Origin of the sequence: Pelagicoccus mobilis (assembly GCF_016595505.1) — a bacterium.
GTDB lineage: Bacteria > Verrucomicrobiota > Verrucomicrobiia > Opitutales > Opitutaceae > Pelagicoccus > Pelagicoccus mobilis.
The window spans coordinates 38,310-64,642 of sequence record NZ_JAENIL010000017.1; the positions used below are offsets into that span (position 1 = coordinate 38,310).

Genomic DNA, 26,333 nt, shown 5'->3' on the forward strand with positions numbered 1-26,333 from the left:
CTGAGGTTTAGTTCAGCGTTTTCGGGCGGTTTTGCACGTCCCAAACGCGACCGTTGGATACGGTGAAGAGGGATTGCCCGCGTAGGCCGGATTCGCCTTTCATCGCGCTGTGGTAGTTTGGATCTTCCAGCCAGGTCGCCAGATTCTTCTCGTCGACGGTGTAGGGAGCGTCGGGTACGAAAATCGCGAGATTTGCCATCGCTCCATCTGCCATGGTTCCGACTTCGTAAGGGAAATCGAAGAACTTGGCCATGTGCTTCGCGGGATTGATGGAGGCGAGGCGGTCGATGTCGTGATGAGTGAAACCGTAGTTGCTCATCAACTCTCCATAAAATTGGAGGCTGTGCTCGATGTTGCGGGTGCCGGGAGCTCCTGGAAATCCGTCTTTGAATTTCTTGGACGCGGGTGCGTGTGGGGCGTGGTCGGTTCCGAAGAAGATGGTGTCGTCGCCTGAGCGAACGGTGTCGCGTGTCAGCTCGATGAGGGCGAGTTGATCTTCGCGACTTGGATGGGCTGGGCGGCGATAGTTAATCATCGCCACGCCATGTTCCTGAGTGAGGAGACGCTCACGGTTCCAATACATGTAGTCGAGGCCGATTTCAGCGGGCAGGGCGTAAGGCATCTCCGAGCGAGCATCGAGGATCTGCTGTAGGGCAGGGCCGGTCGGAATGTGTCTGGCCAGCAGGCTGCTTAGGCCGGCTTCTTTGGCGATCTGCATGGTTTCGGCTTGGCACGCGAGAACCGTGTCGCCGTTGAAATATTCGTGGTGAAGCAGAACTTCGTTGGGCTGTATCCGGTCCTTGAATTCAGCGATGGTTTCATCACCGCGAGCTTGGTCGTTGTGGTAGGACACTGCTTGACCGCGCCAGAGTTCGAACATGTCGCGGCGCGCTTGTCCCGTTAGGCCGGAACCTCCGAAGGTCGAGCCGAAGTCCTTGCCTTCATGGCCTGGGATAGCTGCTGCTCCTGGCTCCATGCGTGGCCACATGATGATCGGGAAAAGGGCTTTCTCGGTATAGTGCTTCTGGATACGCTCGTGGCGGTAGGGGCCGACGGGACCCCAGGGAGTGTTGCCCATGGCTCCTACGGAGCAGACGCCGCCTTTTAGGGCGGAGAGACAACCGGAGCGGATGGAGTAGAGTTTATTGGCTGCATCGATATTTGCTACGAGGGTTTCGTAGTCCGTGTCAGCTGGACCGTGTTCCTCGACTTCCTCGCGGGTAGGCGTCGCTGTTTCGCGAAAGTGTACGTGCGGATCGAATCGGCCAAGGGCGATGTGGGCTGAATCGGGGAGCTTGATGTCGGAAGGGGCATCGGCATCTAGGTCGAGCTTGAGGGGCTCGCCGGGAACGCAAATCACTGCGCCGGTGGCGAGGGAGCCATCGTCGAGGTGGATGTTCTTTGAGAAGATTCGGAGGGCAGCTTTTGTTTCTGACACGAGGAACAAGCAATGCACCCTGAGGATTTGGGCAAGATTTCAGTGGTGCTTTTCGTGCAAAAGCAGAGCTGTTGTATTTTGAAGCCTTGGGAAGTCGTAGGAATCGATGATGAGTCGAGTTGTGGCTTGATCGATCCGCTCCATCGAGCGATAGTTCTGGTATGGACGCCGCTCTAGCTCAGTTGGTAGAGCAACTCATTCGTAATGAGTAGGTCGTCGGTTCGACTCCGATGAGCGGCTCCACTTCGTTTCTCCGCTCACCTCCGTCGCCCCTGCGGGTCGATGTCTCCTCGCGCTGCTCGTCGAGTGTCGTCACTGCGTTCCTCGGTACCGATGAGCGGCTCCACTTCGTTTCTCCGCGAGCCGATTTGTGATGCTTGTTGGAGATTACGTTTCTCGCCTTGCTGTTTTAGTTGGTGGTTGAGGGGGCTTCGCTTGATTGATGACTTGGAGAGGGGGGCAGTTATTGAGGTAAATGTAGTGGGTTGCGGCAATGACGGAGCATTGCCCTCCGGTGGGGTTAGAAGGTAGTGCGGTTGTTTCGCGGGTGCTTGGTTCGTTGGTGTTTGGATTAGCTGATGGTCTTCCTCAGACCTTAATCCGATGTGCTGGTCCCCTTGGCGGATGAGGGGCTCTTGCTGCCCTATTGGAATAGTAATTTACAGGTACTTGCGGGCCATGCTTTTTAGGCAGGCGCGTAGGTCTTTGTCCAGGAGTTGCTCGGCTTCTTCGATCGTTACGATCGCTCGTTTGCGATCCTCTTTTTCGGGCCAGTTTTTGAGTTCCTTCTCCACCTTCATGCAGAAGAGCTTGAGGCTTTTGGTTTCGCCGTGGCTGACTTCGAAGTCTTTCGGGTTCGATTTGAGGATGCCTTCGAGGCCGGCTTCTTCGTACGCTTCCTCAAGGGCGATTTTTTCGTCGGAACGACCTTTTTCAGGATGCCCTTTGGGGAATATCCAACGTTGACCCGTCTTGGAAGTGACGAGGGCGATTTTTCGTTTGGCTTTGTTTGTGATGGCGAAAACGCCTATTTGATAGTCTGGCATTTGGGAATGGAAAGCTGGATGCGTGCCTAGCTGGTGGGGGGCAATCCTTTGGTGGCTAGGCTTTGGTTTTTGTAGCGAAAGTCGTTGGTGACTTCTGGTCCGAAATAGTCTGGCGGTGCGAAGGCTTGGCTTTGCGGTTCGTCTTCGAACTCAACCTCTGCGACGAGCAATGGCTCATGGACCCCGTGGTAAACGTCTAGTTCGATGGTGAGATCTTGAAAGGGGATGTTGTAACGGGTTTTCTCGATCCGACTTTTTTCGGTGAGCGGCCACAGGGATTCGAATTGTTCGTCGGTGATTTTGATCTCTTGTTCCTGGCGCTTGAGTCCGTTTCCTTTTTTGCAGGTCAGAGTGGCTTGAGCTCCATTGTGACGAAGGCGTACCTCGGTTTCGCCGGTTGTTATGTAACCTTGGCGGAGGTGCTTGGAGCTCGTTGCACCAAGTTCTTCGGGAAGTTTGGTCACCAGGAATTTGCGTTCTATCTCGTAGGTAGTGCTCATTCGGATACGACCTCCTCCCAGAGGGTTTCGAATGCGATACTGCTTGGGTGGCGCGGGGCGAAGTGAAGCACGGGTTCGCGATGTGTACCCATGGCTTCAACTTCAGCGCTGTAGGGTATGCTTGTTTGCAGGAGTCGCTTTTCGGTGTGACGGAGCTGACTAACCACGTGTTGATGAAGTCGCTTCCGTTTATCGACCATTGAGAAAAATGGCCGGAGTCTTTTGCGTTTGTATCCGGAATCTTCGAAGAACTCTTTGAGTTGTTCGTAGGTTCTTAGAGAGAGGGTCGTAGGAACGAGGGGAACGAGTAGCGTATCAGCTGCTTGGAAGATGTTTTCTGCCACGAGGCTGAGTGATGGAGGGCAGTCCAGAATGACCTGATCGTATTCTTCGGAGAGCTCGTCGATCAGTGCTTTCAGTCGGGTGTGCGACTTTTTCATTCCATCAAGGAGAGCATCGAAATTTCGATATGATTGGTGGGCGGGAAGGAGGTGAAGGGCTTCGAAGTCGGTTTCCCGGATAGAGTCGTAAGCGGTGTTGTTTTTTCCGATGAGTCGTTTCGCCCGGAGTTTCTTGGGTGGTCGTATCCGGAAATAGAAACTGGCGGCCCCTTGTTGGTCGAGGTCGATCAGCAGCGTGCTGTTTCCCGCTGCCGTAGACGCATAGGCTAAGTTCACAGCAGCGGCAGTCTTTCCGACTCCTCCCTTACTGCTATAGCAAGCGATGATGCTCATATACGCTCCTTTCGGCTCTTTTTGAAGGTGCGTTTGAAACGAGTCTTCATCTTTGAGTCGTTGAACTGTATGAAGCGTTCCGATACATGGGAACGGGCCTCGACCTGTTTTCTGTGGAGGTGAGAAATCAAACCTCCGAGAGCGGCGGCGGTGTTTCGACCTAGGCGAGGAGTTTTCTCGAGGTAGTCGGAAAGGGCGACTTGTTGAACGCAGTAATCATTGAAGTCGCCAAGAGTATTCTGGAGCCCTTTCAGCTGCTTGATGATGGTTTTGATCTCTTTGGGTGGAAAGAGGGAAGAGAAGAGTTCGAGTAAGTAGCGGAGCTTTTTGCATTCGATACGAAGTTCATGGACTTCGTCGTCCGGGGTCTGATCGTTAATGGCGGAACCAAGAGTGGAGACGCGTTGGTAGTGGGCTAATATCTCCGCAGCTGCAACTTGACCTATTGGAAGGTGGCTTCGCTTACCCTCTGGCTGGTCACCGGTTTCGAACTGGCTAGCGAGCTCCTCCACAGTGGCTGCGTATTTTTTGGAACGGAGATGACGTCGGATGCGTTGTAGCTCTTGAACTCTCTCCGCACGGAAGTCGGTGAACATTCGTTCGAGTCCGGGCTGCAGGTAATCTGGGAGGGATAAGGTAATTGCGGTCTCTTCTAGTAAGTAGACATCGAGATCACGCAGTCGATTGGTCGCCCTGGCAAGTTCCGCGAACTGAGCTTTGAGATGTCTTGTCTCCTCCTTGGAGTACGCGCCTTTGATAAGACTGAGTACCGATCGTAACTTGCGAATGGATACGCGATAGTCGTGCAGGTATTCGGTGTCGATATCCGCCTTTATTCCGTCTTCCGAACGGCGGGCCGTTTGAATCATGAACGAAGCGATTTCCGTGACAGCAGTTTGCACACTTTGCTCGGGAGAAAGTTGTATGGCCTGACTTGGCGATGGGGGAGGCGTGTTCTGTCCGGATTCTGCAAGTACCCAATCGAGAGTGGAAGGTACATCGCGATCAAGTTCAGATGCGGCATCTAGAAAGAGGGCGATGAGGTTGCTTTCTTCCTCGTATCCACGAAGTGGACTAAGAATGAGGACGGAAAGTGTACTCTCTCGTCCCGGGCAGGTAATGGTCTCTATTTGGATACGACTAATGATCTTGTCGTCCCCATTGCGAAGCTCGAAGGCTTTGGTTTCGGACTTCGCATTCGCGATCCGCGTGACTGCTCGAAGCTTGAGGTGTTTCTTGAGTATTGCTTGGGCGACAGGGCTTTCGAAGTCCTGCCAGAAATAGCCGTTCCCCTGTTTGCGGGCCTTGGATGCGAGCTCCGGAGGAGTTTCTCCATCAGGAAAGCTGAAGTAGAAGAGGCCTCTTTGTCTTAGCAAGAACAAGTCGGCTTGTCGGAGGCATTGGTCGAAACTGTCGAAGATTTCGATGGATGAAGAGCTGTCCTTGCCTGGGTGTATGCTTCCGGTTGCGGAAAGGGCTTCGAGTATGGATTCGAGGTCGCTCGGGTTGAAGCGCCAACGTAGTTGTGGTCTGGATTCTAGCATGGTGCCTACTTTTTCGAGAGGTAGTTCTGCACCAGCTTCTCGATGATTTTCTGGACGCTGCTGTCTTCTTTGATGGCTCTGATTTTGAGCTCTTTCAGAGTTTCCGGTTCGAGACGCAGAGAGGTGTTTTTCTTCTTGTCCTTTTTTTTGCTCAGTTTGCTAGCCATATCGGGATGAAGAGGGGAATAAAGACGTAATGACGTCATTACGTCTTTATGTCAAGTTGTAGTGGTCTGCTAGGGGTAGGGCGTGACGGCCCGGCACGCCGCTGGGGCTTGATCTTGCAAATCGGTCTGCCCGGCGGTCAGACCCTACCTTATCGAAAGAATGGAGACGCTTTCAATGACTCCTTGTATTGGGGGCTTGGAGTATTCTTTTGCTGACTCTCCCCTTGGGGGAGGTAGTATTCTCGGACCCCATGACAAAAGTAGATTTTAAGAGAGAACGTAAGGAGCTTTATCGTCCCTCGACGAAGGAAGTTTCGCTAGTGGAGGTCCCAGCCATGAATTTCCTAATGATCGATGGGGAAGGGGATCCAGGTAAGGGAGGGGAGTTCGAATTGGCGATCGAGGCTCTCTATCCCTTGGCGTATAGTTTGAAGTTTATGAGTAAGCAGAGCGAGTCGGGGCAGGACTATGTGGTTCCTCCGATGGAAGGGCTTTGGTGGGCGGATGATATGTCTGCCTTCTTGGAGCAAAGACGCGACGAGTGGAAGTGGACTCTAATGATCATGCAGCCGGACTTTATCAGAGATGAGATGGTTGAGTCGGCATTTGAAACGGTGCGGAAAAAGAAGCGTCCGGAGTTTCTGGATCGAGTGAGGTTCGAATCGTTTGATGAGGGGACTTCCGTACAGATCATGCACATCGGTCCTTACAGTGAAGAGGGGCCGAACATCCAACGCTTGCATGCCAAAATCGATGAGCTAGGGAAAACGCATAATCACAAGCACCACGAAATCTACTTGAGCGATCCTCGTCGGGCCGCTCCTGAGAAGTTGAAGACGGTCCTACGCCAGTCCTATTGCTAATTGGATAATGAAATATTCGATCGGTGAATTCTCTCAAATGACGCGTGCTTCAGTTAAGGCCTTGCGTCTGTACCATGAAAAAGGGCTGTTGGTTCCAGAGTATATCGATCCGGAATCTGGATACCGCTACTACGGGGATGAGCAGTTGGCAGAGGCTCGGGTGATTGCGAGTTTGAAGGACTTGGGCTTTTCTTTGGCTGAGATTAAGGATGTCTTGGAGAGTTGTGATGAGGATGGGGATCTTGTCGATAGGCTGCAGTCTAAACGACGGGAGCTAGAACGACGGGTGGCCCGTTTTCAGGATTCTATTTCAGACATCGAGCTAGTCTTGGAGGGAAAGCTCGATTTCGCCAATGAAGGGAATTCGGCTGATCTGGTTGAGGAAAAGGATTTGCCAGATGTTCTTCTGGTAGGGAAGCGTATGTGTGGTCGCTACTCGGATGCAGGGCAGGGATTCAAGTTTTTGGCCCGAAAGGTAGGTCGGTACATTACCGGCAAAGCGATGTGCTTGTACTACGATGGCGAATACCGTGAAGACGATGCTAATTTCGAGCCCTGTTTTGCGGTCAAGAAGGTTGTGGAGTTCGATGACTTGAGCTGCCGTGAGCTAAGGGGAGGTCGAGCTCTGACGATCATGCATAAGGGACCTTATGAGCGCTTACATGAGAGTTACGCGAAGTTGCACTCGGAGATGAAGAAAAGGGGCTTCAAGCCGCAATGCCCGTCGAGAGAGGTGTTTCATAAAGGCCCCGGTATGATCTTGCGGGGTAATCCCAATAAGTACCTTACGGAGATTCAATTTCTGGTAGCTTAGCTCAAGGGTTGCCTATTCGGAGTGGGTTGTGATGATATCGCGTTATGCCCCGTTGTATCCCCTTTGTATCCGCATTTTGTCTTTTTGTTTCGCTTGGGTATTCGTCTGCTTCGAAGGATTGGAAAGCGTACCTGGGAGACCGCTCCTCGAGTCAGTTTTCCGAGTTGAGTCAGATTCGTCCTGAAAACGTGAATGAGCTTAAGCTGGCGTGGCGTTGGGATGGTGAGTTGCCAGAGGGTACGAAGCGATCGCAGATTCAGTGCAACCCGTTGGTCATCGATGGTGTGCTGTATGGTACGGACGCCAATATCGACCTTGTCGCACTCGATGCTGCGACTGGGCGCTTGTTGTGGAGGTTAGACCCTTACGAAGGGTTGCAGGTAAAAGAAGGGCGAGGAGTTAATCGTGGTCTCGCGTATTGGGAAAGTGATGACGAGCAACGGATCTTGTTTGGCGTTAGTCGATTCCTGATCGCTGTTGATCCTGCTTCGGGGAAACGAATCGCTAGTTTTGGCAAGGACGGGCGTGTCGACTTGAAGGCGGATCTCGGCGTGAATGCGGAGGGACTTCAAGTGCAGGCGAATACGCCGGGAGTCGTTTTTGAGAATCTCATCGTGATGGGGATGCGAGTGGGAGAAGGGCCTGCTCCTGCCGCCCCGGGGCCGATACGGGCGTACGATGTGCGAACGGGGGAGCTCGTCTGGAAGTTTAACACGATTCCACAGCCGGGCGAAGTCGGGTACGAAACCTGGCCAAAGGAAGCCTATAAATCAGTTGGAGGCGCGAATGTCTGGTCTGGGATGACAGTAGATGTTGAACGAGGGATCGTCTTTTGCCCGACTGGGTCGGCTGCGTTCGATTTTTGGGGTGGTGACCGGCTGGGTGATAACCTGTTTGCGAATTGTTTGCTAGCCCTTGATGCCCGAACTGGAGAGAGGCTTTGGCATTATCAATTTGTGCGTCACGATTTGTGGGACCGAGACCTGCCCGCGGCTCCGAATTTGCTGACGATACAGCGTGACGGAATTGCCGTGCCAGCAGTCGCGCAGATTACCAAGTCCGGTCATGTGTTTGTGTTTCATCGTGAGACAGGGGAGCCTCTATTCCCGATCGAGGAGGTCGCGGTGCCGAGGTCGGACTTGTCCGGCGAAATGGCAGCGCCGACTCAGCCGCTTCCAACGAAGCCCGCTCCCTTTGCCCGACAGGTCTTTTCTGCGGATCAAATTACTGATGTATCGGAAGAGTCGCGACGGGAGATTTTGGAACGATTTGTGACTTTGCGACCACATGTTCCCTTCATGCCTCCGAGCAAGGAAGGGACTATCATTTTCCCTGGCTTTGATGGCGGTGGGGAGTGGGGCGGCGCTGCGGTCGATCCGAATGGTGTTCTTTATGTAAATGGAAACGAAATGCCTTGGGTGTTGACCATGCTCGATGCGACCGGCGGCGAAAGTGCAGGAGAGCGAGTTTATATGCAGAACTGTGTCGGGTGCCACGGAGTAGGTATGGTTGGAAACACCGCTCATGGTATCCCTACATTGAAAGGTATCCAAAATCGAATGACTCGAATCGAGATTGGAGAGCGGATTAAGCTTGGGAAGGGAGTTATGCCTGCGTTTGGATTTTTCAGCGAGAAAGACATGGACGCGCTCCTAGACTATCTTGTGAATCAAGCAGCGGGTGACCGGCATGATGACGGGCCAGCGGAGAGTTCAGCGCCGAAGGTTAAACGGCCATGGGCTCATACAGGCTACAATCGTTGGTTTGATTCGAATGGCTATCCAGCTGTGAAGCCACCGTGGGGAACGCTCAATGCGATCGATATGAACACGGGCGAGTATCTGTGGCGAACTACCTTGGGAGAGTTTCCTGAGTTGATCGAAAAGGGCCTCCCTCCAACCGGAACGGAAAACTATGGCGGGCCTGCTGTGACCGCAGGTGGCTTGCTCTTTATTGGGGCGAGCCAGGACGAGTGGTTCCGGGCTTTTGATGTTCGGACAGGCGAAGAGCTATGGCGTTTCAAGTTGCCAGCAGGCGGATATGCGACGCCTTCCGTGTACGAAGTGGATGGGAAGCAATATGTAGTGATCGCTTGCGGTGGCGGCAAAATGGGAACGAAGAGCGGCAACAGTTACTTGGCGTTCGCTTTGGAGTAGATGTCGTATATAGGATGATGATCGCTTCGCGAACATGATGCTTTGTTCGCCCGCGGAGCGGCCGACCCACCTGTCATCTGACAGCCTTCTACTGCTCCAAGCAGTCGCAGGCGCTCTCGCAAAGACCGATGAGTGTCTCTTCCATCAAGGAGAGTCGGCGGCCTTTGAGGTAGCAAACGCCCCAGGTTCGCTTCAATGCCTTACGGCTAGGAGCTAGGAGGTGGATGCTGCCTTCGGCGATTTCCTTCTGAGCTACCCAAGGTGCGATAATGCCAACGCCGATGCCGATCTTCACGAGCTCTTTGATGGCTTCCATCGATCCGAGCTCGATTACCTTTGAGAAGGAGTGGCCTTCCGAGCGGAAGTGTCGTCGGATTGATTCGAAGGTGAGACTGCCTTTGCTGTAGGTGACGAAAGTCTGTTCGTCTACGTCGGCTGAAGGTGCGACTTTGCGGTTGGCCCAAGGGTGGGATGGGGCGACCGCGAATTGAAGGCTGTCTTCGAAAACAGGTTGATGGTCGATATCATCGCTGGTTTGCGGTGCGAGAGTGAGGGCGAGGTCGATTTCGTTTCCTCGGAGTTCATCCATCAGCTCTTTCGCGTCATTCGGGGAGATAGAGAGTTGGCAATCCGGGAAGGTCTGACGGAATTCTCTAATGACGGTTGGCAGAATATATTGGCAGGCGGTGGTGCCGGCTCCGATGCGAAGACGGCCGGCTCCCCAGCGATTGAGGGCTTCTAGCTCGCCACGCACGCGTTGCATCCGTTGGTGGATGCGATCGGCGGCTGCCAAAAAGATGTCTCCAGCTTCTGTCAGGTGGATTTTTCGGCCAAGGCGGTTGATCAGTGGGCAGCCGAGATCATCTTCAAGCGCCTTGATGGAGTGACTGACCGCGGATTGCGTAAGATTGAGCTGCTTCGCTGCTAAAGTGAAGCTGCCAGTCTCGGCGAGAGTCTTGAATGCTAGGAGTTGTCGGCTGTCGATTATGTCGTCGCGCATGAAAAAAATTATTGGATGAGCTTTTTGCATAAAAATAATTTGGATTTCAAGCTCGAAGAGCACTTTGGCGCGAAGGTGGCTGTAAATCGCCCGAATGGACTTAGTTCAAGATAAGGATTTTCAGGCTGTTGGGGCACCGAGGCCGGTTTCGAAGCGTCGAACGGCGACGCGGATCGGCTACATAGGCCTCGTCGACGCGGCACCGCTTTTGGTGGCTGATCAGTTCGGCCTGTTTGAAAGCAAGGGGCTCAACGTGACTCTCAGTCGCGAGGTGGGTTGGGCGACAATTCGCGAAAAGGTACTTTTTGGTGAACTGGAGGCAGCTCATGCCCTCTGCACGCTTCCTTATGTGGCGACTCTTGGGATCGGTTCAACGGCGATGCCTTGTGTGTCCGGTATGATTTTGAGCCGCGGCGGGAATGCTGTGGTGCTTTCTGAAGAGCTTCGCCATCGTGGCGTGAAGAGTAAGGAGACGCTCAAGCTCGATGTCGAAAACCGTAAGGCGTTTCGCAAGTATAAGATAGCGACTGTATATGACTGCTCTCCGCACAACTTTCATTTGAGGGAGTGGCTTAGCTCCGCTGGAATCGATCCTAACTCCGATGTTGAGTTGGTGACTTTGCCTCCGGCCCAGATGTGTCGTAATCTCGCAGCCGGTACGATTGACGGCTTTTGCGCGGGCGAACCCTGGGCGAGCCTCGCAATCCGCGATAAGATCGGTTGGTCGCCGGTTAACTCCGAAGACTTGACGCCGAGTCACCCGGAAAAGGTTTTGATGATGAAGCAGTCCTTTGCGGAGGAACAGCGAGAAGAGAGTGCGGCTATGATCGCTGCTCTCATCGAAGCGTGCGCGATCTGTGAGGATCCGTCGCAGCGTACTCGCATTGCTGAGCTGCTGAGTGATCGAAAGCGGGTTAACTGCCCAGTCGATCTATTAGAGGAGTGTTTGTCGCCAACTTTTAACTACGGATTGGGTCGTGTCGAAAACCGTCCAGGTTTCCTTCAGTTTCACAATGGAGACTCGACCCGGCCGACTGCAGCTGATGGAGACTGGGTGTTGAGTCGCCTCGCGAAGAATTGCCTTTGCAAGTCCGATACGACCCAGCTGGAGCGATTGAAGCGCGTGCTGCGGCCGGACTTATACGAAGAAGCCTTGAAGCTAGTGGAGAAGGCTCCGATTTCCCGATAACGATTTTTGGTAGTAAATGTGATTACGAGAAGGCCAACCGCTTGCGGTTGGCCTTTCTTGTTTTTGGGGAATGGGGGAGTTGACGACTACTGTGCAAAATCGGTCAGCTCATTTCGAAGGGGCTCGCTCAAATCTGCTGTCTGCTTATGGAAAGCAGTAATTTGAAGTATGAGGGAAATTCATCGAAGGTCTTTTAGTCTAAAAATGTTAATACTTCTTTTCGGCTACGGGGCATTCTGTAAGTTTATGATTTGTAGGGGGTAATGTTGGTTTTGTCTGTTTTGTTGCAGGCGAAGGGCGGGAAAATGTCACCATGGATTCTGATAGTTGGCACGCGTGAGGCTAATACTTGGGCAACTGGCAAGTTGTGCTGACTTCCTGCTCTTCGGTCAAAAAGAAGCGTAAGGAGAATCCAACTACAGGACCTGCCTTGATTAGCCTAAAACGAAAATTACCGGAATAGAAACCAGATGATGACACTTAAGAAATGGGTAACCACCGCGGGCGCTGCTCTAGCGCTCTCCTCGCTGCACGGCGAGATGCTTGACCTTGAGAAGGACGAACTGAAGTTCGGCTTTATCAAGCTAACCGATTGCGCTCCAATCGTAATCGCCAAGGAAAAGGGATTCTTTGAAGAGGAAGGCCTTCAGGTTGAAGTGATTGCTCAACCGAACTGGAAGCAGCTCCTCGACAACGTGATCAACGGCGAGCTCGATGGAGCTCACATGCTCTCTGGTCAGCCAATCGCGGCGACCATCGGTTTCGGTACCGAAGCTCACATCATCACTGCCTACACCCTTGATTTGAATGGTAACGGTATCACTGTTTCCAATGCGATCTGGGAGCAGATGCAGGAGAATGATCCAGCTCTCGACACTGACACGCCGGCTCACCCGATCAGTGCTGAAGGTCTCAAGCCAATCGTAGAAGAGAAGCTTGAAGAGGGTGAGAAGCTACAGATGGGAATGGTTTTCCCTGTATCCACTCACAACTACGAAATCCGCTACTGGCTCGCTGCTTCCGGCATCCATCCAGGTTTTTACACTTCTGAAGACAAGAAGGGTTTCACAAACGCTCAGGTTGAGCTTTCTGTTACTCCTCCGCCACAAATGCCAGCGACTCTCGAGAGCGGCAACATCAGCGGTTACTGCGTAGGTGAGCCTTGGAATCAGCAAGCGGTTGCAAAGGGTATCGGTGTTCCAGTTACTACCAACTACGACATTTGGAAGAACAACCCAGAGAAGGTTTTCGGAGTTAACGCGAAGTGGGCGGAAGAGAATCCAAATACGCACATCGCGGTTGTTAAGGCTCTGATCCGTGCAGGTAAGTGGCTCGACGAAACGGACGACAGCGGAACGCTCGTAAATCGCGAGGAAGCGGTTCGTATTCTCTCTCAGCCAAACTACGTGGGTGCTGACTTCGACGTAATCAAGAACTCCATGACTGGTTACTTCTACTTCCAGAAGACAGACAAGCGCGAGATGCCTGACTTCAACGTCTTCTTCAAGTACCACAGCACGTATCCATGGTACAGCGACGGTATCTGGTTCCTCACTCAAATGCGCCGTTGGGGTCAGATCACTGAGCCAAAGCCAGCTGATTGGTACCACGAAGTTGCGAAGAAGGTTTACCGTCCAGACGTCTACCTCGAAGCTGCGAAGCACCTCCTCGAGGAAGGCCACATCGAGGAGTCCGATATTCCTTGGGAAACCGATGGCTACAAGCCAGCTACCGACGAGTTTATCGATGGTGTCCTCTATGATCCTAAGGACCCAATCGGTTACCTGAATTCCCACGAGATCGGAAACAAGGACTCATAAATTTATAGCCCATAGCTATTGCAAACCAGATGAGGCGTCCCTGGCCGAGAACTCCAGGGGCGCTTTTCCTAAACCTAAAGTAGAACACACTCTCTCAACCCCCTTTCTACCATGGCTGAATCCGCAAAGGACAAAGTTAAGTACAAAATCCTTAAGGCCCTCGATGTGAGCGGCTTTACCGCATTTGACCCGGTTATCCGGCTGATCTTCGGCGAGGAGCCGCAGAAGCAACTTCAGGCGATCGTGAAGTATCTCGTGATCCCGTTCTTCTTCGTGTTGGCGTGTTTGTGGATATGGACTTGGATGGGGCCACGACACAAGACCAAGTCCGGCGAAGTTCCTACTCCTGATATCGTATGGGAGTCAGCTGTGATCAACGATACGATCGCTGACCGCGAGGAGATCAAGGAACAAGACTTTTTGTTAGAAGGGGTGGAGCGTGAAGCTGCTCTCGCCGAGGTGACCAAGGAGTACGCTGTACTTTCCGAAGAGGTGAAGCGACTCAAGGAGCTCGTAGCTACAGCCGAGGCGGAGAAGGCTGAGCTCGAAGCGAAGGCGATTGGTCCTATCCAGGAGAAGCACGATGCCTTGAAAGCTGAATACAAGCTGGCCGAGAAGGAGCGTGACGAAGGTATCGCAGCCATTTCCGAAGAGGTTGCCGCTGGCAAGGCAGACACCGCATCTTTGATTGCTGCGATTCGCGATGACGGCGTCGCGACGGATGCCGAGCGTGCTGAGCTCAGTGCTCTTAAGTCGCAGATCGACGAAATCCGCTCTCAAAAATACAAGCCTCTCGAGGAAGCTCGTAAGTCTTACGACAAGGTGGCTGATGCACAATTTTTCATGAAGACTCGCCTCGAGTTCCTCGATAAGCGAAACCTTACCGTTAAGCTCGATGAAGCTCAATCTAAGCTTGATGGATACATGACTGATCTCGCTTCCGCGGGAAGTGCGAAGGACGCGCTCAAGATCGCCAAGCGTGCAGTAAAGGCAGAGGAGAGTGTTGATCGCCTGGAAGGGCAGGAGTACGCGTCAGCGGTAACAATCTACCACCAGACGAAGCGTTCGATCTTCACCGTGTTTGTCGGTTTCTTCATGGCGGCTTTTGTAGCGATCCCAGTAGGGATCATGTGTGGCCTGAACAAGATCTTCATGGCCTGTCTCACGCCAATCATCTCGGTCTTTAAACCTGTAAGCCCAGTTGTGTGGCTGCTCATCTTCCAGATTGTAGTTGGAGCGTTCTTCCCGGATCCAGAGAACCACGCTTTGCTCAACTTCCTGAACGAGCTCCCACTCATCAGTTCGCTTGAAATCAACCCAGCCCTGATTTTCTCCGCTTGTACAGTTGCGATGTGTGCGGTTTGGCCAGCTCTCGTGAATACAGCTCTCGGTGTGTCCTCGATCGATCAGGACCACATCAATGTGGCCCGCGTTCTTCGCCTCGGTTTCTGGAATCGCCTCTTCAAGATCGTAATCCCATCGGCTCTACCGCTCGTGTTTGCTGGTCTACGTATCTCTCTCGGTGTCGGGTGGATGGTACTGATCGCTGCGGAAGCGCTCTCCTCGTCCGATGGTCTGGGCAAGTTCGTCTGGGACGAATACCAGAACGGTTCTTCTCTCACGTTCGCGAACATCATCATGGTCTGTTTCGTAGTGGGTATCATTGGATTCCTGCTCGACCGGATGATGATCGTCCTGCAGCGCTTCGTTTCCTTCGATGGCGGCGGAACATCCGTATAAGTAAATCAATTACGTCAGAATCCTAATAGAAAGGTCTACACGATGGCTTACTTAGAAATGGATAACGTCTCGATCGGATTCGGTCCTCCATCCAATCGCACAGAGGTGTTGACGGATGTGAACCTGTCGGTCGAAGAGAACGAGTTCGTAGCGGTAATCGGATTTTCCGGAAGCGGTAAGAGTACTCTCATGTCTTTGCTCGCTGGTCTGCAACGGCCAGACAAGGGTGAAGTTCGTCTTCACGGAAGTGTGATTGAGGAGCCAGGGCCTCGCCTTGGGATCATGTTCCAGAACTACTCCTTGCTGCCATGGCTCTCCGTTTTTGGAAATATCGAACTCGCGGTGAAGCAGGTCTTCCCGAAGTTCACTGCCTCCGAACTGAAGAAACACGTTGAGCACTATGTTGAGATGGTGAGCTTGACTCCGGCGCTCGAAAAGAAGCCGCACGAACTTTCCGGCGGTATGCGTCAACGTGTATCTCTAGCTCGTACGCTGGCGATGAAGCCTGAGGTGCTCTTGCTCGATGAGCCTTTGAGTGCGCTTGACGCTTTGACTCGTGCCGTACTTCAGGACGAGATCATCAGAATTTGGGAAGAGGATAAGCGGACCGTGGTAATGATCACCAATGATGTTGATGAGGCGACGCTGATGGCGGACCGCATCGTACCGCTTACGATCGGGCCAAGCGCTACCTTGGCGCAGGAGTTTCCAGTGACCATGGAGCGTCCTCGCGACCGTGCGAATTTGAACAAGAATCCAGAGTTCATGAAGCTGAAGAATTCCGTCACTCGCTTCATGGTTGGTATGAACAAGGAGTCAAAGGAGCTGCGTGTGGACAACACGATCCAGATGCCGGACATCAAACCTTACGATTTCATGCCGCCAACACGCACCTCTGTTGTAGTTAAATAAGGAGTACAGCTAAAATGATTGAAGATAGATACGTAGAACTTTTTGACGTTGTTAAGGCTTACCCGAATCCATTTGGCGAAGCGATCAAGGTCGTTGACGGATTTAACCTGCTTGTGAAGCAGGGAGAGCTCGTAAGCGTTATCGGGCACTCAGGTTGCGGTAAGTCTACCGTGCTGAATATGATTGCTGGACTGATTCCCATCTCTTCAGGAGGTGTGATTGTTGCGGGCCGAGAGGTGACCGGCCCGGGTCCTGACCGTGCAGTGGTTTTCCAAGCTCCTTGTTTGCTGCCATGGCTCTCCTGTTACGGCAACGTGATGCTAGGCGTGAAGCAGGTTTTCCCAGACGCGACCAAAGCTGAGCGCAACCAGATGGTTGAGTACGCTCTCTGCGCGGTAGGTTTGCGCGATTCCATGCACAAGTACCCGAAGGAAATGTCGGGTGGCATGCAGCAACGGGTGGGAATCGCTCGTGCGATCGCTTTGCGGCCAAAGATGCTCTTGCTCGACGAACCGTTTGGCCGCCTCGACTCGCTTACGCGTATGGAGCTGCAGGATGTCATTCTGAACATTCTCAATTTCGAGAAGATCACTACTATGATGATCACTCACGACCCGGATGAGGCCGTATACATGTCAGACCGCATTTGCATGATGACAAACGGTCCACATGCGAAGGTGGGCGAGGTGATGGATATTCATTTTGAGCGCCCTCGTGATCGTGAAGAGATCATGGAGACAGCAGATTTCTACGAGTACCGTCGCCGTCTGCTTCAATTCCTCGACGACTGCGAAAAGGAAAAAGAAGCACGCAAGAAAGTGAAGGCAGGTTGATCTTTTTTGAACCACTGGTGGATGCTGAAATGAGCTGATGGTCCTGCTAATGGGGTTGTTTCTGAGTTTTAAATTTCGGTGAGTTTTAGCGTCCTCAGTGGTTTTAAGAAGTTGATGTCAGACAGTGGTTTATGAACAGATTGCAAATTTGAGCAGCGTAACTTGAGAAGTATTCAAATTCATGCAAGAAAGCTTGTATGAATAAAATTACAGTTTGAATTTAGAAAATCGAACCGGATTAATTTGAGCATCCGGACCTGTTGGCATGGGCGTAGCTAAAGGCTGGGCCATCGAGTCGCTCCAATGAGGGAGGCCGATGAAAACCTTTAGCGTCATGTCCCAGACAAAACTCAATCTATTCAAGTTCTCAGATCCGAAGATCTTCACGCTTCACATCACTTGGTTCGCGTTTTTCCTTACCTTTGTGATGTGGTTTAGCCACGCACCGATGCGTGACGCCATCATGTCCACGTTCGACATGACTAAGGCGCAGTGGAAGGCGCTTCTGATCCTCAACGTGGCCTTGACCATTCCTTCACGTATCGTGATCGGGATGTTGGTCGACAAGTTTGGTCCACGTTATGTGTACAGTGGATTGCTCGTTGCGGCGGGTGGCCTCTGTTTGTTCTTCTCGATGGCGAACAGCTACGAGATGCTCGCCTTCGCTCGTTTGCTGATGGGCTTCATCGGTGCTGGCTTCGTGATCGGTATCCGCATGATCGGTGAGTGGTTCCCCGCTAAGTCGGTTGGTCTCGCTGAAGGCATCTATGGTGGATGGGGTAACTTCGGTTCTGCGGCTGCAGCTTGGACACTCCCATCCCTCATGCTCTTTTACGGAGGTGAAGACGGTTGGCGCTACTCGGTTCTCACCACTGGTGTTATTGCTGCGTGTTATGGTGTATTCTTTTTCTTGAAGGCGCGTAACACTCCGAAGGGCTCAACTTACTTTAAGCCAAAGAAGTCCGGCGGACTGGAGGTCACTTCAAAGCGCGACTTCTACTTCCTGATCGGTATGACGATCCCGATGTACGCTTGTTTGGCGGTTCTCGCTTGGAAGCTTTCTCCGTCCGGGGTGGCTCTCCTTTCTCAGGGTGCGACCTACGGCATCTACGCTGGTCTCGCGCTGCTCTTCGTTGTTCAGATCACTTCGATCTATAAGGTAAACAAGGAGATGTTGCAAAACGGAGTGGAAGAGGAGCAGCAGTACAAGTTCAAGCAGGTCGCTATTCTCGACATCAACTATTTCGTAACTTTCGGTTCTGAGCTCGCGGTTGTATCCATGCTTCCAGGTTTCTTTATGGATACCTTTGGCCTTTCTCCTCAGGTTGCGGGACTCTTCGGTGGCGGATTCGCTCTCATGAATCTTCTCGCTCGTCCGTTCGGTGGGCTTGTATCCGATAAGTTCGGACGTCGCATGACGATGCTTATCTTCATTTGTGGTCTTGCGGTTGGTTACTCTCTGATGGGTATGGTTGACAGCTCTTGGCCGATCTTCCTCGCGGTGGGTGCGACCATGCTTTGTTCCTTCTTTGTCCAGTCTGGTGAAGGTGCGGTATTTGCTCTCGTGCCGCTCGTAAAGCGTCGCCTCTCCGGTCAGATTGCTGGTATGGTCGGCGCGTACGGAAACGTGGGCGCGGTGACTTTCCTAACGGTTTACAGCTTTGTCGACGCTTCCACATTCTTCTGGGTAATTGGTGGATCTTCCGTTCTCGCGTTCGTGGCTTCTTTCTTCCTCGATGAACCGCAGGGTCACACGGTGGAAGTCAATGAAGACGGCACGGTCGAGAAGATCGAAGTCGCCTAATAACTCTTTAAAACACTCTCATCTGGTTTGTAGCTAATTTAGCTACAGCGGGCGCCCTCTGATCAAGGGCGCCCGTTTTTGCTTTTTCTCATTGAGATGGATATTGCGAATACGCCGCCATTCCTTCTTTCTCAAGTGGTTAGACCTCCTGCTTTTTAAGGTGCGGCAACGACGGAGCGTTGCCCTCCTGGAATCGAAATGGAGGGCAACGATCCGTCGTTGCCTCAACATCTCGTAAAATCTTGTCTTCCTAGACCTCTCTCCGGTTCCCGACCCCATGCAATTACAGTCCGCCCTCAAAATTGAAGCTGGCATGTCCAGCGATGCTGGTCCCAACGAGCAGAACGACGACTGCCTCGGCGTGAGAGTTCCGGAGGGAACGGAGCTGACGACCAAGGGGGTGACGGCGGTGATAGCGGATGGCGTGAGCGCGGCTGAGCATGGCAAGCAGGCCGCGGAGATCTGCGTTCAGGGCTTTCTTAACGACTACTACGATGCTCCGGAGGCCTGGACGGTGGCGACCTGTGGAAACAAAGTAATGCAGTCGCTCAACCGCTGGCTTTATAGTCTTGGGCAAAGCAATTCGGTCGATGGTAGGGGGTATGTAACTACGATGAGTTGTCTCGTGTTTAAAGGGGAAAGCGCTCATATCTTTCACATTGGCGATACGAGAATCTATCGTTTGCGAGAGGGCGATTTTGAGCAGATGACACGTGATCACTCCTTTAGCTACGGTCGAAAAGGGGGGACGGGACTTGCTCGGGCGATGGGAATGGATACGGGGCTCGATGTTGAAACAAGGAGTTCTCCAGCTCGAGTGGGGGATCGCTACCTGATGACCTCTGATGGTATTCACGATTTTGTGACAATGGCTGAATTGAAAGCTGCTGTTGCGGAGGCGAACGCTGAAGATTTTGACGGTGCTTGTGATCAGCTTTGCAAAAAGGCTCTCGATGCGGGGACGAACGATAACTGTTCCGCTGTACTGATCGAGGTGCAGGGAATTGGTGCAGCGAGCAAAAGAGAGCACGAGCGTAATTTTAAGCGCCTGCCGTTTCCGCCGGACCTTGCTCCGGGTATGAAAATGGATGGCTACGAGATCGAGAAGGAGTTACAGGCGACGAGCCGGAGCCAGACGTATCTCGCTCGTGAGTTGGTAGAAGATCGCTTGGTGGTGATCAAGACGCCCTCGGTTAACTTCGAAGACGACAACGGGTACATCGAACGTTTCGTGATGGAGGGCTGGATTGGTAAGAAGCTGAAGCATGAGCGACTGGCTCAAGCCTTCGTGCCGCCCAGTGGTCAGAACTTTTTGTATACGGTGCTCGAATACATTGAAGGCGATTCGCTTGAAGATTGGATGAAAGCGAACCCGAAGCCTGATGTTCGTCAAGTGACAACGATTGTACGCCAAGTGCTGCAAGGGCTACGGGCAATGCACCGCTCCGAAATGCTGCATCAGGACCTGAAGCCGAGTAATGTGATTCTACATCCTGAACGTGGAGCAGTGATTATTGATTACGGGTCGACGTATGTAGCAGGGATTCAGGAAATCGATGCTCCGTTCGAGCGAGAGCTCGCTCTTGGAACTTTAGGCTACAGTGCTCCCGAGTATTTCTTGGGCCGTAAGGGGAATCGTCGGTCGGACCTTTTCTCTCTCGGTGTTATGTTGTACGAGATGCTGACTGGGAAATTGCCGTACGGTGAAAAGTACGAGCGTTGCCAGTCGGTGCGTGACTTTGCTGCCCTGCAGTACACGCCTGCGACCAAGTATAACTCGCATGTGCCAGTGTGGCTGGATGGAGCCATTAAGAAGGCGGTGGCGATCAACTCGCAGCTGCGTTACGAGTCGTACTCCGAGTTTGAATACGATCTCGAACACCCGAACCCGAAGTTTCTGCCTGAGAATGCGGGCGCGTTTGTAGAGCGAAACCCAGTGTTGTTCTGGAAACTTGTCGCGGGTGCTTTGGCAGTCGCCGAGATTGCGACGCTCGTTTGGTTTTTGAGGTAGAGCCCGTTGTCCCCAACGGGCATCGGGTGGGTGGTTGCTTCATGGCCGTTGGGGACAACGGCCGCTATCTGTTGGGGCTGTGTTTTCCAGAAGTAGGCTTATACTTCTGGGCGAACTCTGATGAACACGCTTTTTTCTGCTGCTGGAATTTCGATTGCTACGTCGTGATTGCTTCCGGCTTTTAGGGATTCGGGACCGTTTTCGATCCAGGATTCGGGAATCTCTTTCCAGCTTCCTGCTTGCAGGTTGGTCGAGTACTCGATGATGATGTCGGCGTTTAGGGTATCGGAGTATATGTCTAGTTTTCGTTTGCCGGCACTTGTTCTCCAGTTGAATGGGTAGGTGTGGGTGTCTCCAAGGTTTGGAGACAGGTTTAGGGCGTAGGAAAGTTCGATTGGGATTCCCTTGTTACTAACGGTTCCTCTCTCGTGGGATGGAAATTCGTCGCCGGTTCGCGAAAACCAATTGGCGAATTCCGAGGGGCTTGAGTGCTGTCCAGTCAGGGTGAAGCTGCCCTCGTCGATTCCGTTTAGCGTAGTGCCGAGTTCGGAACTGGTTTCGTTTGTTTCTTCTTTGAACTCAAAGTCGAAATGGAAGAGGTATTTATCTACCATCAGGTTATCGACAAGCTTCTCGATTCTGATTCTTGGTGTTTGGGAGAGTGAGAGTGTCGTAATGCTGTCCGAATAGTCGCCTGATTCGGAAATGGATTCACCATTACCTTTGAATTCAACCGAAGCGGTTCCGCGATATATGTACAGTTCAGCATCGAATTCGCCGTTTTGTTGGTTTACGGCAAGACTCGAGTCTTGAGGGCCGATGTTCACGATGACGTCTTTTGTGGAGAATTTCCACGTGGAGTCGAACGCTGGTGCGTTAGGGGGCTTGAGGCGTGTGTCTACGGAAAGCGCCCAATCCTCCCAGAGGATACCGCCGTAGACTACGATCGATGTGGTATGGAATCTGACGCTGATGGGTTCGAGAGTCTCGTCGTCCCACTCGACCCATGCGCTCATGTATCGGGTTTGCAAACTGGGGTTTGCTCTGGCGGAACCACCTGTTGAGAACGAGATCGAATGTTCTACTTCGTGTTGGGAAACTGCCAGGTCTATGTGTGTGTTCACCACTTCGCAGATGGCTTGTGGCGAGAGTGCTAGGAGGGCTGCGAGAATGGCTGTGCTCGGGAGAGAATTCACTGCCCGATAAGTAACTGTGACGCGAGGGCGGAAAGGCAAGCTATTGGGTTGCCTGGAGCTTTTGTGGCCGTTGGGGACAACGGCCGCTACCTTCAGGTGGTGGGCTGCCAGCTGTGAGCTGGGTTAAGGACGCGGGCTAAAGCTCCGCGCTACGAAGGTCTCTTACCCAAATTGAATTAGGACTTTGCCGTCTTCTTCTTTGACGGGGTAGGTCTTTAGGCAGGAGGTCTCGTTGTCGGTGATGCACTCTCCAGTGTTTAGGGAGAATGAGCGTTTGTGGAGCGGGCAGGTGATCTTGGGCTCTCCGTTGGCGTCTCCAGTGAGTCCGCGGGAGAGAACCATCTTCTTCTCGTGCGGGCACATGTTTTGGGTGGCGTACCATTCGCCGTCGCTGAGTTTGAAGATGGCGATTTGCTCGCCGCCCATCTCGATACAAGAGCCAAGGTCTTCTGCGAATTCCTCGGCTTTGCCGACTACGGTCCAAAGTGTGGATGTCGATTCTTCTGACATTTTCGAAAAGGTGTTTAGCTATTAGGTTTTTAGGCAGTAGGTGTTTTGTGACTACGCCTTTGCGAGTTCTTCCTCGTTGGCGGGACGGATCTGGTCACGCTCGAGGACTTGCTTGATTGTCGGATCGTGGGACTCGCTATTGCTGAAGTGGCGGAAGCGTTTGAGCTTTTCGGGATCCTCGATGGCGTCCTTCCACTCGCAGTGGTAGGTGTCCACAAGGTGCTGCATTTGCTTGTCGAGCTCGTCGCAGATACCGAGGGAATCTTCGATAATGACGTCGCGGAGGTGGTCCATGCCGCCTTCGAGTGACTCTACCCAAACGGACGTACGGGTCAACTTGTCGGCGGTCTTGATGTAGTACATCAGGAAACGATCGATGTACTTGATGAGCGTTTCCTTATCCAGGTCGGAGGCGAAGAGATCCGCATGACGTGGTTTCATACCGCCGTTTCCACCGAGGTAAAGGTTCCACCCGTTTTCAGTTGCGATGATACCGAAGTCCTTGCTTTGTGCTTCGGCGCACTCGCGCGTACAGCCCGAGACAGCGGACTTGAGTTTGTGCGGTGCACGGATGCCTTTGTAACGGTTTTCAACTTCGATGGCGAGGCTGGTGGAGTCTTGAACTCCGAAGCGGCACCAGGTTGAGCCGACGCAGGACTTAACGGTACGAAGGGCCTTGCCGTAGGCGTGCCCGGATTCGAATCCAGCATCGGTAAGTTTCTTCCAGATGGCTGGGAGGTCGTTAACCTTGGCCCCGAAGAGGTCGATGCGCTGACCGCCGGTGATCTTGGTGTAGAGATTGTACTCTTTGGCGACTTCGCCAATGACGATGAGCTTGTCGGGAGTTATTTCTCCGCCTGGTACGCGCGGTACCACGGAGTAGGTGCCGTCCTTCTGGATGTTGGCAAGGAAGCGGTCGTTCGAGTCCTGAAGCTTGTGGTTGTGCTTGGCGATGACCTTGTCGTTATGGACGGAGGCGAGGATCGAAGCGACTGCTGGTTTACAGAGTTCGCAACCGCGTCCGCCGTTGCCGTGTTCCGCGAGAAGGGTATCAAAATCTTCGATATCGGTGGTGCGAACGATTTGGTAAAGCTCTTGGCGGGTGTGGCTGAAGTGTTCGCAGAGGTCGGTGTTAACCTCGTGGCCCATCTCCTTGAGCTGGTGGTTGAGGAGATTTGTAACAAGAGCGGCACAACCGCCACAACCAGTCGCTGCCTTGGTGCACTTCTTGAGTTCCGGTAGGGTGGTTGCTCCGTTTTCGATGGCGGAGCAGATGTCGCCTTTGGTGACATTCTCGCAGGAGCAGATTTGGGCAGAATCGGGGAGGGCTCCAGGGCCGAAGGCGGGTGCGTCGCCGGAACCGGCCGGGAGAATGAGTTGCATCGGATCCTCGGGGAGCTCGATGTTGTTGAGCGTCATCTGGAGGAGGTTGCCGTATGCGTCGGCGTCGCCGATCAGGATGCCCCCGATGAGCTGCTTACCGTCTTCGGAAGTGATGAGGCGCTTGTAGAGGCCCTTGACTGGGTCGGTGATGACGATGTCCTTGTGTGGCTCGGTGGTCTCGATGTTGCCGAAGCTGGCGACGTCGGTTCCGATGAGTTTGAGCTTGGTGGACATGTCTGCACCGGTGAAGGCAGCTTCGCTTCCGGTCAGTTGGTCAGCTACGATTTCGGCCATGTTGTAGCCAGGAGCTACGAGGCCGTAGATGAAATTGTTATAGAGAGCGACTTCGCCGATGGCGTAGATGGATGGGTCGCTGGTTTGTAGTTGGTCGTTGACTACGACGCCGCCGCGGGGACCGACTTCGAGACCGGATTCGCGAGCGAGTTCGTCGCGCGGGCGGATGCCGGCGGATACGACGATCATATCGACGTCGAGTTGTGAACCGTCCTTGAAGGCCATGCCTTCGACCTTGCCGTCGCCGAGGATGTCGGTGGTGGCTTTGTTGAGGTGAACGGAAAGCCCGCGGGACTCGATGATGTCCTTGAGGATCTGGCCGCCTTCTTCGTCAACTTGACGTGGCATGAGGCGAGAGGCGAATTCGACGACATGAGACTCGAGTCCGAGGTCTTGAGTTGCCTTGGCTGCTTCCAGGCCGAGAAGACCGCCACCGACGACTGCTGCTTTGGTCGCCTTTTTGGCGTGCTCCATCATGCCCTCGAGGTCTTCGATGGTGCGGTAGACGAAGACACCTTCTTTTTCGATGCCTGGAACTGGCGGAACGAATGGGGTGGAGCCGGTGGCGAGGATGAGCGTGTGGTACTCGACTTCGAGGCCCTTGGCGGATGTGACCTTCTTGTTTTCGCGATCGATGGATACGGCTTTGTCCTCGAGGTGGATTGTGATGCCGTTGTCAGTGTACCAATCGATCGGCTGAAGAGTTAGGTCTTCAGCGGTCTTGCCGGAGAAATATTCGGAGAGGTGGACGCGGTCGTAAGCAGGGCGTGGCTCTTCACAGAAAGTGATCAAATTGAATCGGCTATCGACGTCCTTCTGCAGCATGGCTGCGAGGAATTTGCAGCCGACCATGCCGTTTCCGATTACTACGATGTTTTCTTTGCTCATCTATGCAGGGTTTTGGTGCTATGAATGAAAAATACTTATCAACCTTGTTTAAAAAGGTGAATAGCATTCATAAGCGGGAACCGTGCCTAATTGAGTTAATTGGCGAAATTGAGCAGCGTAAAAACGGAAGCTTATGTCCGTAGCGCGGTGCTTTAGCCCGCGTTTTATGCCTGCTGATCCTGCATTGGGGACGCTGGCTGAAGCGCCGCGCTACGAGTTTACCCAACCACGATTTGGTCGCCTTCGATGCTGACTTTGTAGCGGGGGAGAGGGCGTGGCGGCGGTCCAGAAATTACGTTGCCGGTGAGGGCGTCGAAGTAGCCGCTGTGGCAAGGGCAGACGAGCTGTTGCTTTGGCGCGTCGTAATGCACTGGACACATGAGATGGGTGCAGGCTTGGCTGTAAGCGGCGTAATCGGTCTCGCTCAATCGAATGAGGATGCAAGGTTGCGTCTCTGGGTATTTGAAAAGCTTGTATCCACCGACCTCGATTTCGCTTGTGGTGGCGACTGTGGTCTTCGGCCCGGAGATCGGGTGAGTAAAGAGCTTGTCCTTTATCAGGTAGCCGCCAGCGGCTGCGAGGAGTGAGGCGCCAATGAGTTTGGTGAATCCGCGGCGCGAAGTCTTGTGTTCAGCGGTCCGACGGATCGGGTACTGAGTTTTCCACGTTGGTTCGCTGGTTGTTGTATTGTCGGACATTTGGAAAATGGTGTCGTTGTTTGCTTAGGCGATGCGGCTCGCCCGGCGGTCGAGCCCTACCTTTTAAACTTGGAGTTCTTCGACTGGCTCGTTTTTGGCGAGTTTGACGATTTCTGGGAGATCGAAGACTGCGGTGTTTGCGACGTCTGGCGCGCCAGTGCGTGTTTCGGGAAGCGTGAATGTTGCTCCTGCCATGAAGTCAGCGACGTCGACCGGGATGTTCTCGTTTTCCTGTGCGGTCATCATGTTGACCTTGGTCTTCACGGTTTGGAGACCGAACTGGAATTCGTTGACTGGCTTCTCCTGGCGGATGCGTTCGATGTCTTCGCGTTTTCCGAAGTAGAGAGCGTCTGATGGGCAAACGGTGGCACACATGGGCTTTTTGCCAAGTGAAGTGCGGTCGTAGCACATGTCGCACTTCATCATGAGCTCGTAGCCGTTGTTCATCTTCGGGACGCCGAATGGGCAAGCGATTACGCAGTTGGAGCAGGAGACGCAGCGTGGTTTGGCAGCCGAGTGAACAATGCCATCGTCGTCTTGCTTGATCGCATCCGCGGGGCAGACCTGAGCGCACGTTGGGTCTTCACAGTGCATACAGACGACCGGTGCGGTTTGAACCCCGGTTGGACGGTCGATGTATTCGAGGTGAATCATCGCGTGGCCACGGTGAGTGTCACACTCGGCGCAAGCTTGCACGCAGGCTTGGCAGCCAATGCAGCGCGACTGATCGAGGAAGAATTCGTTTTCTTGGAAAAAGGAAGGTGAGACCACGGTGAAAAGGGCTTGGTGTAAT

General features: G+C 53.1%; 23 protein-coding genes and 1 tRNA gene. 12 read left to right on the plus strand and 12 right to left on the minus strand.

From position 1 onward, the window contains the following. Positions 1-7: 7 nt before the first annotated feature. Positions 8-1,438: an amidohydrolase family protein gene (locus tag JIN87_RS10675; RefSeq protein ID WP_200355550.1), complete on the minus strand. Its 1,431-nt coding sequence runs from the start codon at positions 1,436-1,438 to the stop codon at positions 8-10. Between the two features lie 12 nt (positions 1,439-1,450). Between JIN87_RS10675 and JIN87_RS10680 the strand changes: the two genes are divergently transcribed. Then, positions 1,451-1,615, plus strand: a complete 165-nt coding sequence (locus JIN87_RS10680; RefSeq protein WP_200355551.1) for a hypothetical protein — start codon at positions 1,451-1,453, stop codon at positions 1,613-1,615. Then, positions 1,606-1,681, plus strand: a tRNA-Thr gene (locus tag JIN87_RS10685). The genes JIN87_RS10680 and JIN87_RS10685 overlap by 10 nt, the downstream gene beginning before the upstream one ends. A gap of 416 nt (positions 1,682-2,097) precedes the next feature. Here JIN87_RS10685 and JIN87_RS10690 read toward each other — a convergent pair. The 5 genes from JIN87_RS10690 to JIN87_RS10710 are packed head-to-tail and all read right to left on the minus strand — an operon-like array spanning position 2,098 to position 5,429. Next, on the minus strand, positions 2,098-2,484 hold the full coding sequence (locus JIN87_RS10690) for an NUDIX hydrolase (protein WP_200355552.1): 387 nt from the start codon (positions 2,482-2,484) through the stop codon (positions 2,098-2,100). A gap of 26 nt (positions 2,485-2,510) precedes the next feature. Continuing rightward, on the minus strand, positions 2,511-2,984 hold the full coding sequence (locus JIN87_RS10695) for a CYTH domain-containing protein (protein WP_200355553.1): 474 nt from the start codon (positions 2,982-2,984) through the stop codon (positions 2,511-2,513). Then, a complete protein-coding gene (locus JIN87_RS10700) occupies positions 2,981-3,718 on the minus strand; it encodes a ParA family protein (protein WP_200355554.1) in 738 nt (245 codons plus the stop codon). Before JIN87_RS10700 ends, JIN87_RS10695 begins: the two co-directional genes overlap by 4 nt. Beyond that, entirely contained in the window at positions 3,715-5,262 is a 1,548-nt protein-coding gene (locus tag JIN87_RS10705; RefSeq protein ID WP_200355555.1) for a CHAD domain-containing protein, read from the minus strand. The genes JIN87_RS10700 and JIN87_RS10705 overlap by 4 nt, the downstream gene beginning before the upstream one ends. A gap of 5 nt (positions 5,263-5,267) precedes the next feature. Beyond that, positions 5,268-5,429, minus strand: a complete 162-nt coding sequence (locus tag JIN87_RS10710; protein WP_200355556.1) for a ribbon-helix-helix protein, CopG family — start codon at positions 5,427-5,429, stop codon at positions 5,268-5,270. 251 nt (positions 5,430-5,680) lie between these two features. Between JIN87_RS10710 and JIN87_RS10715 the strand changes: the two genes are divergently transcribed. The 3 genes from JIN87_RS10715 to JIN87_RS10725 are packed head-to-tail and all read left to right on the plus strand — an operon-like array spanning position 5,681 to position 9,262. Next, entirely contained in the window at positions 5,681-6,292 is a 612-nt protein-coding gene (locus tag JIN87_RS10715) for a GyrI-like domain-containing protein (protein WP_200355557.1), read from the plus strand. 7 nt (positions 6,293-6,299) lie between these two features. Then, complete coding sequence (locus tag JIN87_RS10720) at positions 6,300-7,106, plus strand: MerR family transcriptional regulator (protein WP_200355558.1); 807 nt, start codon at positions 6,300-6,302, stop codon at positions 7,104-7,106. 44 nt (positions 7,107-7,150) lie between these two features. Beyond that, entirely contained in the window at positions 7,151-9,262 is a 2,112-nt protein-coding gene (locus tag JIN87_RS10725) for an outer membrane protein assembly factor BamB family protein (protein WP_200355559.1), read from the plus strand. 88 nt (positions 9,263-9,350) lie between these two features. Here the strand turns inward: JIN87_RS10725 and JIN87_RS10730 are convergent, their stop codons facing one another. Then, a complete protein-coding gene (locus JIN87_RS10730) occupies positions 9,351-10,262 on the minus strand; it encodes a LysR family transcriptional regulator (RefSeq protein WP_200355560.1) in 912 nt (303 codons plus the stop codon). Positions 10,263-10,356: 94 nt separating this feature from the next. On the opposite strand from JIN87_RS10730, the gene JIN87_RS10735 reads away from it, so the two are divergent. From JIN87_RS10735 to JIN87_RS10765, 7 genes are all read left to right on the plus strand, one after another. Next, positions 10,357-11,451, plus strand: a complete 1,095-nt coding sequence (locus JIN87_RS10735) for an ABC transporter substrate-binding protein (protein WP_200355561.1) — start codon at positions 10,357-10,359, stop codon at positions 11,449-11,451. A 470-nt stretch (positions 11,452-11,921) separates the two neighbouring features. Further along, the gene (locus tag JIN87_RS10740) at positions 11,922-13,271 is read left to right on the plus strand and encodes a CmpA/NrtA family ABC transporter substrate-binding protein (RefSeq protein ID WP_200355562.1); all 1,350 of its coding nucleotides are present in this window, start codon (positions 11,922-11,924) and stop codon (positions 13,269-13,271) included. A gap of 111 nt (positions 13,272-13,382) precedes the next feature. Next, positions 13,383-15,011, plus strand: coding sequence for an ABC transporter permease (locus JIN87_RS10745; RefSeq protein ID WP_200355563.1), 1,629 nt, complete (start codon positions 13,383-13,385; stop codon positions 15,009-15,011). 42 nt (positions 15,012-15,053) lie between these two features. Further along, positions 15,054-15,923, plus strand: a complete 870-nt coding sequence (locus tag JIN87_RS10750; RefSeq protein WP_200355564.1) for an ABC transporter ATP-binding protein — start codon at positions 15,054-15,056, stop codon at positions 15,921-15,923. 14 nt (positions 15,924-15,937) lie between these two features. Further along, on the plus strand, positions 15,938-16,756 hold the full coding sequence (locus JIN87_RS10755) for an ABC transporter ATP-binding protein (protein ID WP_200355565.1): 819 nt from the start codon (positions 15,938-15,940) through the stop codon (positions 16,754-16,756). A gap of 334 nt (positions 16,757-17,090) precedes the next feature. Further along, on the plus strand, positions 17,091-18,560 hold the full coding sequence (locus JIN87_RS10760; protein ID WP_200355566.1) for an MFS transporter: 1,470 nt from the start codon (positions 17,091-17,093) through the stop codon (positions 18,558-18,560). Between the two features lie 277 nt (positions 18,561-18,837). Then, positions 18,838-20,571, plus strand: a complete 1,734-nt coding sequence (locus tag JIN87_RS10765) for a bifunctional protein-serine/threonine kinase/phosphatase (RefSeq protein WP_200355567.1) — start codon at positions 18,838-18,840, stop codon at positions 20,569-20,571. A 98-nt stretch (positions 20,572-20,669) separates the two neighbouring features. Here JIN87_RS10765 and JIN87_RS10770 read toward each other — a convergent pair whose 3' ends face one another. The 5 genes from JIN87_RS10770 to JIN87_RS10790 form a co-directional block, all read right to left on the minus strand. After that, a complete protein-coding gene (locus JIN87_RS10770; protein WP_200355568.1) occupies positions 20,670-21,767 on the minus strand; it encodes a hypothetical protein in 1,098 nt (365 codons plus the stop codon). Positions 21,768-21,929: 162 nt separating this feature from the next. Beyond that, positions 21,930-22,277 (minus strand): nitrite reductase small subunit NirD, encoded by a 348-nt coding sequence (gene nirD / locus JIN87_RS10775; protein ID WP_200355569.1) that lies wholly within the window; start codon positions 22,275-22,277, stop codon positions 21,930-21,932. Between the two features lie 51 nt (positions 22,278-22,328). Beyond that, positions 22,329-24,842: a nitrite reductase large subunit NirB gene (gene nirB / locus JIN87_RS10780; RefSeq protein ID WP_200355570.1), complete on the minus strand. Its 2,514-nt coding sequence runs from the start codon at positions 24,840-24,842 to the stop codon at positions 22,329-22,331. 218 nt (positions 24,843-25,060) lie between these two features. Beyond that, on the minus strand, positions 25,061-25,540 hold the full coding sequence (locus JIN87_RS10785; RefSeq protein ID WP_200355571.1) for a QcrA and Rieske domain-containing protein: 480 nt from the start codon (positions 25,538-25,540) through the stop codon (positions 25,061-25,063). 63 nt (positions 25,541-25,603) lie between these two features. After that, entirely contained in the window at positions 25,604-26,311 is a 708-nt protein-coding gene (locus tag JIN87_RS10790; RefSeq protein ID WP_325176378.1) for a 4Fe-4S dicluster domain-containing protein, read from the minus strand. Positions 26,312-26,333 lie beyond the last annotated feature (22 nt).

Excerpts from the sequence above, each read along its gene's own strand:
- JIN87_RS10680 (WP_200355551.1), top strand. The coding sequence starts at position 1,451 with ATGCACCCTGAGGATTTGGGCAAGATTTCAGTGGTGCTTTTCGTGCAA.
- JIN87_RS10690 (WP_200355552.1), bottom strand. The coding sequence starts at position 2,484 with ATGCCAGACTATCAAATAGGCGTTTTCGCCATCACAAACAAAGCCAAA.
- JIN87_RS10695 (WP_200355553.1), bottom strand. The coding sequence starts at position 2,984 with ATGAGCACTACCTACGAGATAGAACGCAAATTCCTGGTGACCAAACTT.
- JIN87_RS10700 (WP_200355554.1), bottom strand. The coding sequence starts at position 3,718 with ATGAGCATCATCGCTTGCTATAGCAGTAAGGGAGGAGTCGGAAAGACT.
- JIN87_RS10705 (WP_200355555.1), bottom strand. The coding sequence starts at position 5,262 with ATGCTAGAATCCAGACCACAACTACGTTGGCGCTTCAACCCGAGCGAC.
- JIN87_RS10710 (WP_200355556.1), bottom strand. The coding sequence starts at position 5,429 with ATGGCTAGCAAACTGAGCAAAAAAAAGGACAAGAAGAAAAACACCTCT.
- JIN87_RS10715 (WP_200355557.1), top strand. The coding sequence starts at position 5,681 with ATGACAAAAGTAGATTTTAAGAGAGAACGTAAGGAGCTTTATCGTCCC.
- JIN87_RS10720 (WP_200355558.1), top strand. The coding sequence starts at position 6,300 with ATGAAATATTCGATCGGTGAATTCTCTCAAATGACGCGTGCTTCAGTT.
- JIN87_RS10725 (WP_200355559.1), top strand. The coding sequence starts at position 7,151 with ATGCCCCGTTGTATCCCCTTTGTATCCGCATTTTGTCTTTTTGTTTCG.
- JIN87_RS10730 (WP_200355560.1), bottom strand. The coding sequence starts at position 10,262 with ATGCGCGACGACATAATCGACAGCCGACAACTCCTAGCATTCAAGACT.
- JIN87_RS10735 (WP_200355561.1), top strand. The coding sequence starts at position 10,357 with ATGGACTTAGTTCAAGATAAGGATTTTCAGGCTGTTGGGGCACCGAGG.
- JIN87_RS10740 (WP_200355562.1), top strand. The coding sequence starts at position 11,922 with ATGATGACACTTAAGAAATGGGTAACCACCGCGGGCGCTGCTCTAGCG.
- JIN87_RS10745 (WP_200355563.1), top strand. The coding sequence starts at position 13,383 with ATGGCTGAATCCGCAAAGGACAAAGTTAAGTACAAAATCCTTAAGGCC.
- JIN87_RS10750 (WP_200355564.1), top strand. The coding sequence starts at position 15,054 with ATGGCTTACTTAGAAATGGATAACGTCTCGATCGGATTCGGTCCTCCA.
- JIN87_RS10755 (WP_200355565.1), top strand. The coding sequence starts at position 15,938 with ATGATTGAAGATAGATACGTAGAACTTTTTGACGTTGTTAAGGCTTAC.
- JIN87_RS10760 (WP_200355566.1), top strand. The coding sequence starts at position 17,091 with ATGTCCCAGACAAAACTCAATCTATTCAAGTTCTCAGATCCGAAGATC.
- JIN87_RS10765 (WP_200355567.1), top strand. The coding sequence starts at position 18,838 with ATGCAATTACAGTCCGCCCTCAAAATTGAAGCTGGCATGTCCAGCGAT.
- nirD (WP_200355569.1), bottom strand. The coding sequence starts at position 22,277 with ATGTCAGAAGAATCGACATCCACACTTTGGACCGTAGTCGGCAAAGCC.
- nirB (WP_200355570.1), bottom strand. The coding sequence starts at position 24,842 with ATGAGCAAAGAAAACATCGTAGTAATCGGAAACGGCATGGTCGGCTGC.
- JIN87_RS10785 (WP_200355571.1), bottom strand. The coding sequence starts at position 25,540 with ATGTCCGACAATACAACAACCAGCGAACCAACGTGGAAAACTCAGTAC.